Annotated in this window: 12 protein-coding genes; 4 read left to right on the top strand and 8 right to left on the bottom strand. The window is 35.9% G+C overall.

The genetic code is table 11. From position 1 onward, the window contains the following. The first annotated feature begins 171 nt into the window (after positions 1-171). Positions 172-1,158: an FUSC family protein gene (locus HMPREF3031_RS00680; RefSeq protein WP_002481667.1), complete on the top strand. Its 987-nt coding sequence runs from the start codon at positions 172-174 to the stop codon at positions 1,156-1,158. 82 nt (positions 1,159-1,240) lie between these two features. Here the strand turns inward: HMPREF3031_RS00680 and HMPREF3031_RS00675 are convergent, their stop codons facing one another. Both HMPREF3031_RS00675 and HMPREF3031_RS00670 read right to left on the bottom strand, forming a co-directional pair. Continuing rightward, on the bottom strand, positions 1,241-1,960 hold the full coding sequence (locus tag HMPREF3031_RS00675) for a lipid II isoglutaminyl synthase subunit GatD (protein WP_002481668.1): 720 nt from the start codon (positions 1,958-1,960) through the stop codon (positions 1,241-1,243). Further along, positions 1,957-3,273 carry a lipid II isoglutaminyl synthase subunit MurT gene (locus HMPREF3031_RS00670; protein ID WP_002481669.1) on the bottom strand — a complete coding sequence of 439 codons (1,317 nt, stop codon included), beginning with the start codon at positions 3,271-3,273 and terminating at the stop codon, positions 1,957-1,959. Before HMPREF3031_RS00670 ends, HMPREF3031_RS00675 begins: the two co-directional genes overlap by 4 nt. Before the next feature lie 164 nt (positions 3,274-3,437). Between HMPREF3031_RS00670 and HMPREF3031_RS00665 the strand changes: the two genes are divergently transcribed. Further along, positions 3,438-3,995 (top strand): 3'-5' exonuclease, encoded by a 558-nt coding sequence (locus tag HMPREF3031_RS00665; RefSeq protein WP_002481670.1) that lies wholly within the window; start codon positions 3,438-3,440, stop codon positions 3,993-3,995. A 43-nt stretch (positions 3,996-4,038) separates the two neighbouring features. On the opposite strand, the gene dinB is transcribed toward HMPREF3031_RS00665, so the two are convergent. Further along, on the bottom strand, positions 4,039-5,109 hold the full coding sequence (dinB, locus tag HMPREF3031_RS00660; RefSeq protein ID WP_002481671.1) for a DNA polymerase IV: 1,071 nt from the start codon (positions 5,107-5,109) through the stop codon (positions 4,039-4,041). Positions 5,110-5,378: 269 nt separating this feature from the next. Between dinB and HMPREF3031_RS13235 the strand changes: the two genes are divergently transcribed. Then, entirely contained in the window at positions 5,379-5,525 is a 147-nt protein-coding gene (locus tag HMPREF3031_RS13235) for a hypothetical protein (RefSeq protein WP_002481672.1), read from the top strand. Positions 5,526-5,642: 117 nt separating this feature from the next. Here the strand turns inward: HMPREF3031_RS13235 and rlmD are convergent, their stop codons facing one another. The 5 genes from rlmD to gatC form a co-directional block, all read right to left on the bottom strand. Then, positions 5,643-7,004 carry a 23S rRNA (uracil(1939)-C(5))-methyltransferase RlmD gene (gene rlmD / locus HMPREF3031_RS00655; RefSeq protein ID WP_002481673.1) on the bottom strand — a complete coding sequence of 454 codons (1,362 nt, stop codon included), beginning with the start codon at positions 7,002-7,004 and terminating at the stop codon, positions 5,643-5,645. A 67-nt stretch (positions 7,005-7,071) separates the two neighbouring features. Further along, entirely contained in the window at positions 7,072-7,992 is a 921-nt protein-coding gene (locus tag HMPREF3031_RS00650; RefSeq protein ID WP_002481674.1) for a diacylglycerol kinase, read from the bottom strand. Between the two features lie 165 nt (positions 7,993-8,157). Next, complete coding sequence (gene gatB / locus HMPREF3031_RS00645) at positions 8,158-9,585, bottom strand: Asp-tRNA(Asn)/Glu-tRNA(Gln) amidotransferase subunit GatB (protein WP_037556606.1); 1,428 nt, start codon at positions 9,583-9,585, stop codon at positions 8,158-8,160. 12 nt (positions 9,586-9,597) lie between these two features. Continuing rightward, positions 9,598-11,055, bottom strand: coding sequence for an Asp-tRNA(Asn)/Glu-tRNA(Gln) amidotransferase subunit GatA (gatA, locus tag HMPREF3031_RS00640; protein ID WP_002481676.1), 1,458 nt, complete (start codon positions 11,053-11,055; stop codon positions 9,598-9,600). Next, entirely contained in the window at positions 11,055-11,357 is a 303-nt protein-coding gene (gene gatC, locus HMPREF3031_RS00635) for an Asp-tRNA(Asn)/Glu-tRNA(Gln) amidotransferase subunit GatC (RefSeq protein WP_002481677.1), read from the bottom strand. The genes gatA and gatC overlap by 1 nt, the downstream gene beginning before the upstream one ends. Before the next feature lie 386 nt (positions 11,358-11,743). Here gatC and putP point away from each other — a divergent pair, with 386 nt between their 5' ends. Further along, a complete protein-coding gene (gene putP, locus HMPREF3031_RS00630; protein WP_002481678.1) occupies positions 11,744-13,282 on the top strand; it encodes a sodium/proline symporter PutP in 1,539 nt (512 codons plus the stop codon). The last annotated feature ends 82 nt before the right edge of the window (positions 13,283-13,364 follow it).

Here is a 13,364-nt window from a genome sequence, read left to right as displayed (position 1 = left end):
CTTATATGTCTCATTATGATACGAAATTATCATAATTAACACTCATTCTTTCTTATTATAGCAAAAAATGTTTGTTATACTAAATCTGTAAGAAGCAGTTCATTCGTTAATAACTGCAAATGGAACTATGTTGCAACAAAGTTGCCGACATCAAGTGAGGTAAATTTTTTTATGACACAAGACAAATGGTATCGCAAAATTATCGGCGCAAGAACTATTAAAACTGGACTTGCCACATTTTTGACAGCCTTCTTTTGTATGGCGCTAAATCTTAATCCGATTTATGCCACTTTAAGCGCCATCGTCACCATTGAACCAACCGCAAAAGCATCACTCAAAAAAGGATATAAACGTTTGCCTGCGACTGTTATCGGTGCGCTCTTAGCTGTACTCTTTACGTATATTTTCAGTGATAAATCAGCACTTGCTTATGCGATGAGCGCCACCTGTACAATCTTTATTTGCGCAAAATTAAAATTACATGATGGTATTACAGTTGCGACTTTAACCGCTATGGCCATGATACCAGGTATTGGAGATCATTATTTATTTAATTTCTTCTCACGACTTTTAACAGCGGTCATCGGTTTGGTTACAGCTGGTTTGGTAAACTTAATTGTTTTACCGCCGAAATACTACCATCAAGTTGCTGAGAACGCACAAAAAGTTGAAACAGATATGTATCATCTCTATAGTCTACGTTTAAAAGAATTGGTGAATGAAAAATTTAATTCTACTAAAACTAATCAAAAATTAGAAAAATTACTTTCAGCCATCTTGCGAGTAGACACATTAATTCGTTACCAAAAAGACGAATTAGAATACCACAAAGACCAAGAAGATTGGGTTAAACTTAAAGCACTGTCTAATCGTGCACATACAGATCGCCTGTTTATTACCCATTTATCTAACATTGTCTATTTGCCTAAGAACACTAAGTTTCACTTCACGAAAGCTGAACAAACAGCTATCTTGAACATCGCAGAAAGTATCAGTGAAATTATAGAAACAGGTGGTTTTGAACGTGTAGATGAAGATGCTGAAATATTAAAACGCAGTGTGATTCGTTTAGATGAATTTGAAAAACAACAAGTTAAAAGCCATATCATTTATGAAATTCTCATGACTTATCGTATTCTCGATGAACGTTATGCTTAACAGAAAAGGTCACTTTTTGAACTAATTTTCAAAAAGTGACCTTTTTATTTAAATTATAGCTTTTAGTGCTATCTTGTATTTCTTATTTATTTTCAAAGCGATCGACAATGGCTTGTTTAGCCGCTTCTTCCGCAGTATTATCCAATTGACGCGGCTCAAATGGAATACCTTTACGAATACATGCTTGCTCTAATAAGTAATCCGTAATTTCATGGTTCTTCGGTAAAATCGGGCCATGTAAATAAGTGCCTAACAAGTTTTTATAATGTATACCTTCTTTACCGTCTTCATCGTTATTACCAAATCCATGCGTTACTTTTCCTAATGTATCATAGTTATGATGCGTTCTGCCGCCGTGATTTTCAAAACCGACAATTGTTCCGAATGTATCACTTTCAATGACAATATCACCTGTCAGACGTTCTTTTTTAGATTGTGTATAAAAATCTAAAATACCTAGGCCTTCAAGCTCTGTCCCATCAGGTGTGATGTACTTATTACCTAAGAATTGATAACCGCCGCAAATTGTTAATCCAGGCATTCCTTCTTCTATGGCATCTTTCAATTTACTTTTGATTTTACTTAATTCTTTCGTCGCAAGCGCTTGTTCACGGTCACTGCCGCCGCCGATAAAGAAGATATCACATCCATCAAAAGTTACACCTTCTGTTTCATTGACTTCAACAACGTTCAATTTGATATTGCGCCATTTTGCGCGTTGTTTTAATGCGATGATATTACCGATATCGCTATATAAATTCAATTTATCTGTCATAAAATGATATAACGTTAATTCATTCATCTTTGTTCCCTCATTTCAAACGAACGGTTTAATTGCTCTAACATCGGCGCAAGTGATGTATAGTTCGGAATTGCGACAGTCTTACTTGGATAATCCATTGTTTTAGCTGTCGCTTTATAAATATCACGTTCTACAATAACTGGTACATCAACTTCAGCAAGTTTTAAACGTAATTGTAATTCTTCAGCACGATTACCTGTGACAATAATTGCTTCTATATCTTGTTCGCTTAGTTTTTCAAAGTCAGCATCGTAAATCCATGAAATATCTCTGCCATCTGCCGCATGGTCATTTAAGCTGATGACATAGACTTTTTTGCCTTCAAGCTGTTCGCCCATAGATAAACTTGCATTCATCCCTGCTGGGTTTTTCGCCAAATTAATCATAGCTTCTTTTGAACCTGATTTGAAATACTGCATACGCCCATTATCTGATGTATATGTTTCAAAGCCTTTACGGATAGATTCATCATTTAAACCTAATTCACGTAAGACACTGTACGCTGCGATAGCGTTATAAGCATTAAAGTCACCAGCAATTTTCATATCGAATGTTGTATCACCAATCGTTAAATGAATAAAAGGTGATACTGTGAACTTAGACACTTCATACTTCGGTTGCTCACGTTTAAAACCACATTCGCAATGATAATGACCGATTTGATTATAGTGAATATAATCATACACTAATAAGCGACCACAGTTCGGACAATATTTGCTTTCATTCATCGTACTTTGTTCAAACTCATGTGCATGTGCTTTCATGCCGTAATAGACATTAGATTCACTCGCAATTTTTAAACGACTCACAAATGGATCATCGGCATTCAATAATAGTTTAATGCCTTTATGACTGATGGCTTCTGCGATGTTGTTAACCATAATATCAATTTCACCGAAACGATCCATTTGATCGCGGAAGAAGTTCGTGAAGACCATCATTGTCGGTGTCATTTCTTTTAACACTCTTGGTATAGAACCTTCATCGATTTCAATAATTGCGATTTTTGTATCTGGTTGAGATTGTACGATGAATGCAGATGTAATCCCTGCAGCCATATTCGCACCTTCATTATTATGAATTATTTTTATATTATTGGCCTTTAATGTATGACCTATTAAATTCGACGTGGTTGTTTTACCGTTTGTACCACTAATAAATACAACATCATCGACTTGTTCTGCTAAATTTCGTAATATATTTTTATCAATTCTTCTGGCTACTTGCCCTGGTAAATCTGTACCGCGTTTCCCTACAGCACGGCTGGCTCTGCGCGCTAACTTGGCTAAGTTGATCGCCGTCCATTGTCTCATTCGCTTCACTCCTCTAAATATCAACCTGAATAATTATAACACGTCTCAGACTTTAATTAAAAATATTCTATAAACACTATCAAAGTCAAACACTTGACTCTCACTTTCCTATCCAGTAGTATTTTATTACTTAAATCATCACATATAGAAAGGTCGAATTACTTTTGAAACACCAAAATGCATTTGTTGCGTTGGACTTTGAAACCGCAAACGGTAAGCGTACAAGTATTTGTTCCGTCGGTATGGTTAAAGTAGTTGAAAATGAAATTGTTGAAACGTTTTATACATTAGTGAATCCTAAGGACTACTTTTCTAATCAAAACATCAATGTACATGGCATTAAACCTCAAGATGTTGAAACAGCGCCTGACTTCAATTTTGTGTTTCCTTACATGATGCAGTTTATAGATAATTTACCAGTTGTTGCGCATAATGCCGCATTTGATATGACAGTAATGCATGCCAGCATTCAAGCCTTAGGTTTACAGACACCTAATATGACTTACTTCTGTTCACTACAACTTGCTCGTAGAACCATTAATAACCGACGATACGGTTTAAAATATATGATGGATTATTATCATTTAGATTTTCATGGACACCATGATGCTTTAAATGATGCGAAAGCTTGTGCCATGATAACTTTCAGATTACTGAAGCACTACAACAGTTTATCTGACATGCTTGCAGTCTATGGTAAAAATTTAACAGATAAAGGATAACCGATTGAACTTACCTGAATAAATGTTCAACCGGTTATTTTTTCTAAAGAAAATCATATATCGACATATTTTGATATTCTGTTTTTTCTAAATTACCCACTGTTACACCAATTAGCCTGATTGGTACCTCTGGATCTTTAAGTTCGTTGTAAAGTGTATAAGCAATATTATAAATATCAATCTCATTTCTAACCGGATCTCTTAAGCTACGTTGTCTCGATAATGTTTCAAATTGATGTGTTTTAATTTTTACCGTTACAGTTTTGCCTGATTTTTGAATACGACTCAATCGTTCTGCTGTCTTCTCACTTAACTCTCTGACTTTCAATAATATTTCTTCATCATCATTAACGTCAGTTGTAAAGGTTCTTTCAGTGCCGACTGATTTACGGATACGATGTGCTTTAACAATATTAGTGCCGCGTCCTCTGGCTTTCTCGTATAATCCATGTCCACGTTTACCAAATATCCGTATTAATTCGCGTTCATCTTTTTCATATAAGTCTTTACCGTTGTAGATGCCATGTTCATGCATAATGGCTTTGGTTGCTTTACCGACACCTGGGAAACCGCCGATATCTAAGTTCATTAATATCTCGTGGACATTTTGATAATTAATAATCATCATACCGTTCGGTTTATTCATACCACTGGCGAGTTTAGCGAGGAATTTATTGTAGGAGATGCCGGCTGAAGCGGTTAATCCGGTCTTTTCCCAAATATCATTTCTAATATACTGTGCAATGGCAGATGCTGGAAGATCCGGACGTACCAGATGCGTGATATCTAAATAAGCTTCATCTAGCGATAACGGTTCAACGACTTCAGTATAACTTTTAAAGATATCCATAATTTCTTTAGAGGTTGCTCTGTAAACATCAAAGCGAGGTTGAATATAATAACCATTCGGACAAAGTTTATGTGCTTGTGCCATTGGCATCGCAGAATGCACCCCATACTTTCTCGCTTCATATGAGGCCGTTGTCACAACGCCTCGGCCACTTGCCTTTCCTCCGACAATGACAGGCTTCCCTCTCAATTTAGGATTATCCCTCACTTCTACTTGCGCATAAAAATAATCCATATCGATATGCACAATACGTCGCTCTTCCATACCATTCACCTCCATTAAACAATGTACTTATCATCTATTATATATTATCTTGGTAAGCTTTAATTATTTATTACCTATGACATGTTTGAATTTCACTAAAATACGATAATTAATTTCAGCAATTATTAATTATATTACATTTACATTACCTTAACAAAAAGAATTCATTTGTTTTTTTATTTAACTTTATTATAAAAAGATATAACTAACTAGACTCGAGTACTTAATTGTTCTTTAGTCGCCAAATCATGTTAGAAGGAGGATTCAATATGACAAACGATGAAAACAAAATGAGTCACGAAGAAGCTGGACATAAAGGTGGAGAAAAAACAGCACAAGAATACAGTTCAGAACATTTCCAAGAAATCGGCCATAAAGGCGGAGAAACGACTTCAAAAGAAAATAATGATAACTAATATTCAACAAAGAGGCCGGGGGCACACCTAGCCTCTTTCTTATACATAACTGCACAAAATAAACGAGGCATCTTCTATGTGAAAAAACCTCGTTGTTTCGATATACATAATTTTTGATTATAATCTTTCAAACAATGCTACTGTCTCAATATGTGTTGTTTGCGGGAACATATCGACAGGTGTAATTTCTTTTAACGCATAATTTTGCGCAAGAATTTGGGCATCACGTTGTTGTGTAGCTGGATTGCATGAAATATAAACAATGCGTTTCGGATTTAATTCTAACAGTGTGTTTAAGAATGTTTCGTCACAACCTTTACGTGGCGGATCGACCATGACAACATTAGGTTGAATGCCTTGTTGTTTCCAGTCTAAAATCACTGATTCAGCTTTACCGCAGACAAAAGTTGTATTATCGTAGCCATTCAATTGCGCATTTTTCTTCGCATCTTCAATTGCGGCAGGAACGACTTCAACACCATAGACATGTTTCGCTTTATCTGCCATATATAATCCAATAGTACCTATACCGCAATACGTATCAAGTACTGTTTCTTCGCCTGTTAATTGTGCGTATTTCATCGCTTGATTATATAATTTAACTGTTTGTGATGAATTGATTTGATAGAATGACTGATCACTGATTTCAAATTCCACTGAATCCAACTCATCAATAATTTCATCTTTACCATACAATGTTTTTGATGTTTTGCCCATTATCACATTTGTATGTGTTTCATTGATATTTTGAATGACACTTTTAATATTCGGCATCGCATTGACCAATTTCTCAACAATCGGTTTAGCTTGTTTAAACTTCTTACCGTTCGTCACAAAAATAATCATCACTTCACGTGAGACATGGCCTACTCGAATAATGACATGACGTAATAAACCTTGTTTCTTTCTTTCATTATAAATGGATACGTCATGTTCTTTTAGTAAAGCACGAATCGAACGCATCAATTGGTTTTGAATGCTGTCTTGAATAATACATTCATCCATATCAATAATATCGTGACTGCGTTGGCGATAGAAGCCCATAATCGCTTCTTGTTCTTTATTCAAGCCGACAGGAATTTGTGATTTATTTCGATAGTTCCAAGGATTCATCATGCCGATTGTATCATTGATAACCGTTTGCTCAAACTTTCCTTTACGGTGAAATAGATTCACAACTTGATTACGTTTCATTGTTAATTGTGATTGATAATCTAAATGTTGCAGCTGGCAGCCTCCGCATTTGTTATAGTAAACACATGGAGGCGTCACACGTTCAGCACTTTCTTTATGAATCTCTAATAATTTACCAATCGCAAAGTTTTTATTTACTTTGATTAATTTATATTCAATTTCTTCATTAGGCAAGGCATTCGGCACAAAGACTGGGTAACGGTCTATTTTGACTACACCATGTCCTTCATGCGTTAAGTCGATAACCTCGCCTGTAAAGATTTGATTTTTCTTTAATGTTTCCACACTGTAACCTCCATAGAAAAAAGGTCAGGCTTGTGATTAAGTCCTAACCTTTCATCTGCTTACTTCTCTAATCTTGTTCAATTAATTCTTTATTATCTACATTAGCTGGTGTATATACTTCAATATGCTGCTTTAAATTTAAGAAATTGGCAGGTAATTGACCACCATACTCCCCATCTACATTAAGTGGCATTTGTTCAAAAGATGATACATTAACTGATTTTGCTTTCTCATATGTGACTTTCGGATGTTTAATATGTTCCCCTCTTGAAGCTAAAGTCATGATATGACCCAGTTCTGCTAAATTCGCTTTTTCAACGATAATCAACGTAAAATAACCGTCGTCTAATTTCGCATCTGGCACTAATTTTTCAAAGCCTGCCATTGAATTCGTCAATCCAAGTAAAAACAACAGGATTTCACCTTGGAAGACTTTTTGATCATATTCAATACGGACATCCACATTTTTCATTTGCGGCAACATTTCCATACCTTTGATGTAGTAAGCAAATGGTCCAACAAATGTTTTTAATTTACTAGAAGTTTCATAAGAGACTTCAGTAATACGTCCACCTGCAGCTAAATTAATAAAATATCGGCTATTCATTTTACCGATATCTACTTTAACTGTATGTCCTTTAATAATGACATCTACTGCACTTAATATATCAGTGGGTAAATGTAAGGCACGACCAAAATCATTTACCGTTCCCATTGGAATGACACCGATTTTAGGACGATTCGGATGTTCGGCTATCCCATTAACCACTTCGTTTAATGTGCCGTCACCACCAGCAACGATGAGCATTTCATAATCTTCATGCAATGCGCGTTTTGCTTCAATCGTCGCATCTCCTGCTTTTTGCGTTGCATATGCACTTGTTTCAAATCCTGCTTGTTCCATTTTAATCAAGACTTCTGGAAGCATTTTTTTAAACAATTCCTTGCCTGAAGTCGGATTATAAATAATTCTAGCTCGTTTTCTCATAAATAATCCCTCATCATTTTTACTCAATTTCAATTTTAAATGATTTCCGCTTCAGTTGAAAGTATTAATGGTTGAAATCAATGAAATTCGTTTTTGAAACCACCTTATCAAAATAAAAAACCCGCAGAGATTACAATCAGTAATCACTGCAGGTTATACAATCAATTAGCGTTTATCTAATTCTTGTTGTAATAATTTGTTAACGATTTGAGGGTTAGCTTGACCTTTAGACGCTTTCATAATTTGACCGACTAAGAAGCCTTTCGCACGGCCTTTACCGTTTTTGAAGTCTTCAACAGATTGAGGGTTATTATCTAATGCTTCTGTTACGAAGTTTAATAATACAGACTCATCTGAGATTTGAACTAAACCTTTATCTTCCATGATTTGTTTAGCATCTCCGCCATTTTCAGCTAATTCTGGGAAGACTTTTTTCGCGATTTTACTGCTCATAGTGCCGTCTTCAATCAACTTAATCATACCAGCTAAGTTTTCAGGTGTTAATTTTGTATCTTGAAGTTCAACTTGGTTTTTGTTCAAGTACTCATTAACGCCACCCATTAACCAGTTAGAAGTTAATTTTACATCAGCGCCATGCTCAACTGCTTCTTCGAAGAAATCAGACATTTCTTTCGTTAATGTTAAGACATGCGCATCATACGCAGGTAATCCGAATTCTTCAACATATTTTTTCTTACGTACGTCTGGTAATTCTGGAATTGTTTGACGTACACGTTCTTTCCATGCATCGTCAATGTATAATGGTACGATGTCTGGTTCTGGGAAGTAACGGTAGTCATCTGAACCTTCTTTAACACGCATTAAGATAGTTTTACCAGTAGACTCATCGAAACGACGTGTTTCTTGAAGTACTTCGCCGCCATTTAATAGTTCTTCTTCTTGGCGTTTTTCTTCATATTCTAAACCTTTACGTACATAGTTGAATGAGTTCAAGTTTTTCAATTCAGCTTTTGTACCGAATTCTTCTTGACCATATGGACGTAATGAAATGTTAGCGTCACAACGTAATGAACCTTCTTCCATTTTACCGTCAGATACGCCAGTATATTGAATAATTGAACGTAATTTTTCAAGGTAAGCATAAGCTTCTTGAGGTGAACGGATATCGGGCTCAGATACAATTTCGATTAACGGTGTACCTTGACGGTTTAAGTCTACTAATGAATAACCGTCTTTATGTGTTGATTTACCCGCATCTTCTTCCATATGAAGGCGTGTGATACCGATACGTTTTGTTTCACCATCTACTTCGATATCAATGTAACCATGTTCCCCGATAGGTTGGTCAAATTGTGAAATTTGGTAAGCTTTCGGGTTATCTGGATAGAAATAGTTTTTACGATCGAATTTAGATTCAGTCGCAATTTCCATGTTTAATGCCATTGCAGCACGCATTGCCCAGTCAACGGCACGTTCGTTTACAACTGGAAGCACACCAGGGTATGCTAAGTCGATCACATTCGTATTTGTGTTTGGTTCTGCTCCGAAATGTGCTGGTGATGGAGAGAACATTTTAGAATCTGTTTTCAGTTCAACGTGGACTTCTAGTCCAATGACTGTTTCAAAATGCATCATTAACACTCCTTATAAATTTTGATATGCATCATGTAAGTTGTATTGTTGTTCGAATTGATGAGCAACACGGTAAAGTGTTTTTTCATCAAACGGTTTGCCGATAAACTGTAATCCGATCGGTCTGTTATTAGTTTGTCCGCAAGGTACTGAAATACCTGGTAAGCCGGCAAGGTTAACTGGAGTAGTTAATAAGTCGTTTGCATACATTGTCAACGGATCATTAATTTCTTCACCTAAGTTGAAGGCAGCTGTTGGTGTTGTAGGACCAACGACTACATCATAGTCTTCAAATACTTTGTCAAAGTCTTGACGAATTAACGTTCTGACTTTTTGTGATTTTTTGTAGTAAGCATCGTAGTAACCTGAACTTAGCGCGAAAGTACCAAGTAAAATACGACGTTTAACTTCTTTACCGAAGCCTTCACTACGTGAGAATTTATAAAGTTCATCTAATGTTTGTGCTTCTTTTGAATGGTAACCATAACGAATACCATCGAAACGAGATAAGTTAGATGAAGCTTCTGATGATGCAATAACATAGTAAGATGGAATACCATAGCCAGTATTTGGTAATGATACTTCTTCTACGATTGCACCTTCACCTTCTAAAATTTCAACAGCGTTACGTACCGCTTCTTTCACTTCATCAGATACACCTTCACCTAAATATTCTTTAGGTAAAGCAATTTTCATACCTTTAATATCTTTACCGATATCTGAAGTGAAGTCATTATCTTCAACTGGAGCACTTGTAGAATCGTTTTTATCTACACCTACAATTGTTTCTAAAACAATTGCATTATCTTTAACATTACGTGTTAAAGGTCCGATTTGGTCTAATGAAGATGCGAATGCAACTAAACCAAAACGTGATACACGACCGTATGTCGGTTTCATACCCACGATACCGCAGTATGCTGCTGGTTGACGAATAGATCCACCAGTATCTGAACCTAATGAGAATGGAACTAAACCTGCTGCTACAGCTGCTGCTGAACCACCTGATGATCCACCTGGCACTGCTTTATGATCGAATGGGTTAACTGTTTTCTTGAAGTAAGAAGTTTCAGTTGAACCACCCATTGCAAATTCGTCCATATTTAATTTACCGATTAATACTGCATTTTCAGCATGTAATTTTTTCATTACTGTTGATTCATAAATCGGTACAAAGCCTTCTAACATTTTACTTGCACATGTTGTTTCTAGACCTTCTGTAATAATGTTATCTTTGATACCCATTGGGATACCGAAGAGTTTACCTTCCATTTGGTCTTTCGCTTGCAATTCATCCAGCTCTTCAGCTTTCTTGATTGCATTCTCTTTATCTAAAGCTAAGAATGATTTAATTGTCGGATCTGTTTCTTCAATTGCATCATAAATATCTTTTACAACTTCAGAAGGTTTGATTTCTTTGTTCTTAATCATTTCGCTTAACTTTTCAACTGATTCATAACGAATAGACATTACGCATCCTCCCCGTTGATAACTGATGGTACTTTAAATTGACCATCTTCTGTTTCTTTTGCATTTTTGAGCGCAAGCTCTTGAGGAATGCCTTTAACTGCTTTATCCTCTCTTAATACATTTTGTAAATCTAATACGTGATACGTCGGTTCTACATCGCTTGTATCAGCTGTATCGATTTGTTGGGCAAAGTTTAGGATTGTTTCTAATGTGTCTTGCATTTCTGTTGTTTCCTCTGGTGAAATATGAAGTTTAGACAAATTTGCAATATGTTCAACTTCTTCACGTGATACTCTAGCCATTAATGAACTGCCTCCTTATTAATACTTCATCATAAAATTGTATCAAAAAAACTGTCAAAAATCTAAATTTTTTAGTTCAAAATACCCACATATCAGGTAATGACTCCCCTTTAACTTAATCATTCTGAACTTCAATTGCAAATCATTACCATTAATTCAACAGAAGCTTTGATGTAATATGAACGTTTATACATTCAAAATTATAAAAATACTACTAATGTGCTTTAAAGCATTGAAAACCTTTTCATTACAGAAAGCGTTTAAAATGCTACTGTTGAGCGGTTTATATTTAACAATGTTATAAAATAACTATTCCCTTTTTTCAGAATTGTTGTATAATAATGCGTATACATTGAATCATCAATGAGAAAAAGGGGGAAACCACGATGTTTATTTTAGGTACTTCAGTGAGTAGCCAAATCGATGCTGACTGGCAAACATACATCATGATTGGTGTATACTTTATCATTCTAGTTATCATCGGTATCTATGGTTACAAACAGTCAACGGGAAATTTAAGCGAATATATGTTGGGAGGCCGAAACATCGGCCCGTACATTACAGCGCTGTCAGCCGGAGCTTCTGATATGAGCGGCTGGATGATTATGGGATTGCCTGGTTCTGTCTATGCGACAGGATTATCCGCAATTTGGATTACGATCGGTTTAACACTGGGAGCATATTTGAATTACTTTATTGTCGCACCAAGATTACGTGTTTACACAGAAATTGCAGGCAATGCGATTACCTTGCCAGACTTTTTCAAAAATAGATTAGATGATCATTCAAACATTATTAAAATTATCTCTGGTCTCATTATTGTCGTTTTCTTTACGTTATATACGCATTCCGGGTTTGTATCTGGAGGTAAATTATTTGAAACTGCATTCGGACTGAATTATCGATACGGCTTGATTATGGTAGCTGTTATCGTTATTTTTTACACTTTTTTAGGCGGTTACTTAGCTGTTTCAATTACTGACTTCTTCCAAGGTGTCATCATGTTGATTGCGATGGTTATGGTTCCAATCGTAGCCTTATTAAAATTAAATGGTTGGGATACATTCTCACAAATCGCAGATATGAAACCTACTAACTTGGACTTATTCAGAGGAACTACTGTTTTAGGTATTATCTCACTCTTCTCGTGGGGGTTAGGTTACTTCGGTCAACCTCACATTATCGTTCGTTTTATGTCGATTAAATCTTTTAAACTCTTACCAACTGCGCGTCGTGTTGGAATTTTATGGATGGCAGTCGGACTTGCGGGTGCATGTTTAGTCGGTTTGACTGGTATCGCATTTGTGCCAGACTACAATGTTACACTTCACGATCCAGAAACACTATTTATTATCATGAGTCAGATTTTATTCCATCCATTAGTCGGTGGCTTCTTATTAGCAGCCATTTTAGCAGCAATTATGAGCACGATTTCTTCACAACTGCTTGTAACATCAAGTTCATTAACTGAAGACTTCTATAAATTGATTCGTGGTAAAAAAGCAAACGCACAAAAACACGAAAAAGAATTTGTACTTGTAGGTCGTTTGAGTGTTATGGCTGTAGCGATTGTCGCAATTTGGATCGCATGGTCACCTAACGATACGATTTTAAACTTAGTTGGTAACGCTTGGGCAGGCTTCGGAGCTTCATTTAGTCCACTTGTTTTGTTCTCACTTTATTGGAAAGGTTTAACACGAGCTGGCGCAGTCAGTGGTATGGTAGCAGGCGCATTAACTGTTATTGTTTGGATTGTCTTCATCAAACCAATGGCTGATGTTTCAGAAATCTTCGGTATGTATGAAATCATTCCAGGGTTTATTATGAGTGTCGTAGTTACTTACTTGGTCAGCAAGTTTACACAAAAACCAAGTACACGTACAGTCAATGAATTAGATGAAGTTAAACAAATTTTGCATAGCTAATTAAAAAATCATTATCAATACAAAGGGCAGGAACTTCTCGTTCCTGCCCTCAGACCGTAGACAAACTACCGTTATAACTTGA

It is taken from the genome of Staphylococcus sp. HMSC072B07, from assembly GCF_001815505.1.
In the GTDB taxonomy this organism is placed as follows: Bacteria; Bacillota; Bacilli; order Staphylococcales; family Staphylococcaceae; genus Staphylococcus; species Staphylococcus simulans.
This window is presented reverse-complemented; position numbering and strand designations above follow the sequence as displayed.

Excerpts from the sequence above, each read along its gene's own strand:
- HMPREF3031_RS00670 (WP_002481669.1), bottom strand. The coding sequence starts at position 3,273 with ATGAGACAATGGACGGCGATCAACTTAGCCAAGTTAGCGCGCAGAGCC.
- HMPREF3031_RS00675 (WP_002481668.1), bottom strand. The coding sequence starts at position 1,960 with ATGAATGAATTAACGTTATATCATTTTATGACAGATAAATTGAATTTA.
- HMPREF3031_RS00680 (WP_002481667.1), top strand. The coding sequence starts at position 172 with ATGACACAAGACAAATGGTATCGCAAAATTATCGGCGCAAGAACTATT.
- dinB (WP_002481671.1), bottom strand. The coding sequence starts at position 5,109 with ATGGAAGAGCGACGTATTGTGCATATCGATATGGATTATTTTTATGCG.
- putP (WP_002481678.1), top strand. The coding sequence starts at position 11,744 with ATGTTTATTTTAGGTACTTCAGTGAGTAGCCAAATCGATGCTGACTGG.
- HMPREF3031_RS00650 (WP_002481674.1), bottom strand. The coding sequence starts at position 7,992 with ATGAGAAAACGAGCTAGAATTATTTATAATCCGACTTCAGGCAAGGAA.
- gatB (WP_037556606.1), bottom strand. The coding sequence starts at position 9,585 with ATGCATTTTGAAACAGTCATTGGACTAGAAGTCCACGTTGAACTGAAA.
- HMPREF3031_RS13235 (WP_002481672.1), top strand. The coding sequence starts at position 5,379 with ATGACAAACGATGAAAACAAAATGAGTCACGAAGAAGCTGGACATAAA.
- gatA (WP_002481676.1), bottom strand. The coding sequence starts at position 11,055 with ATGTCTATTCGTTATGAATCAGTTGAAAAGTTAAGCGAAATGATTAAG.
- gatC (WP_002481677.1), bottom strand. The coding sequence starts at position 11,357 with ATGGCTAGAGTATCACGTGAAGAAGTTGAACATATTGCAAATTTGTCT.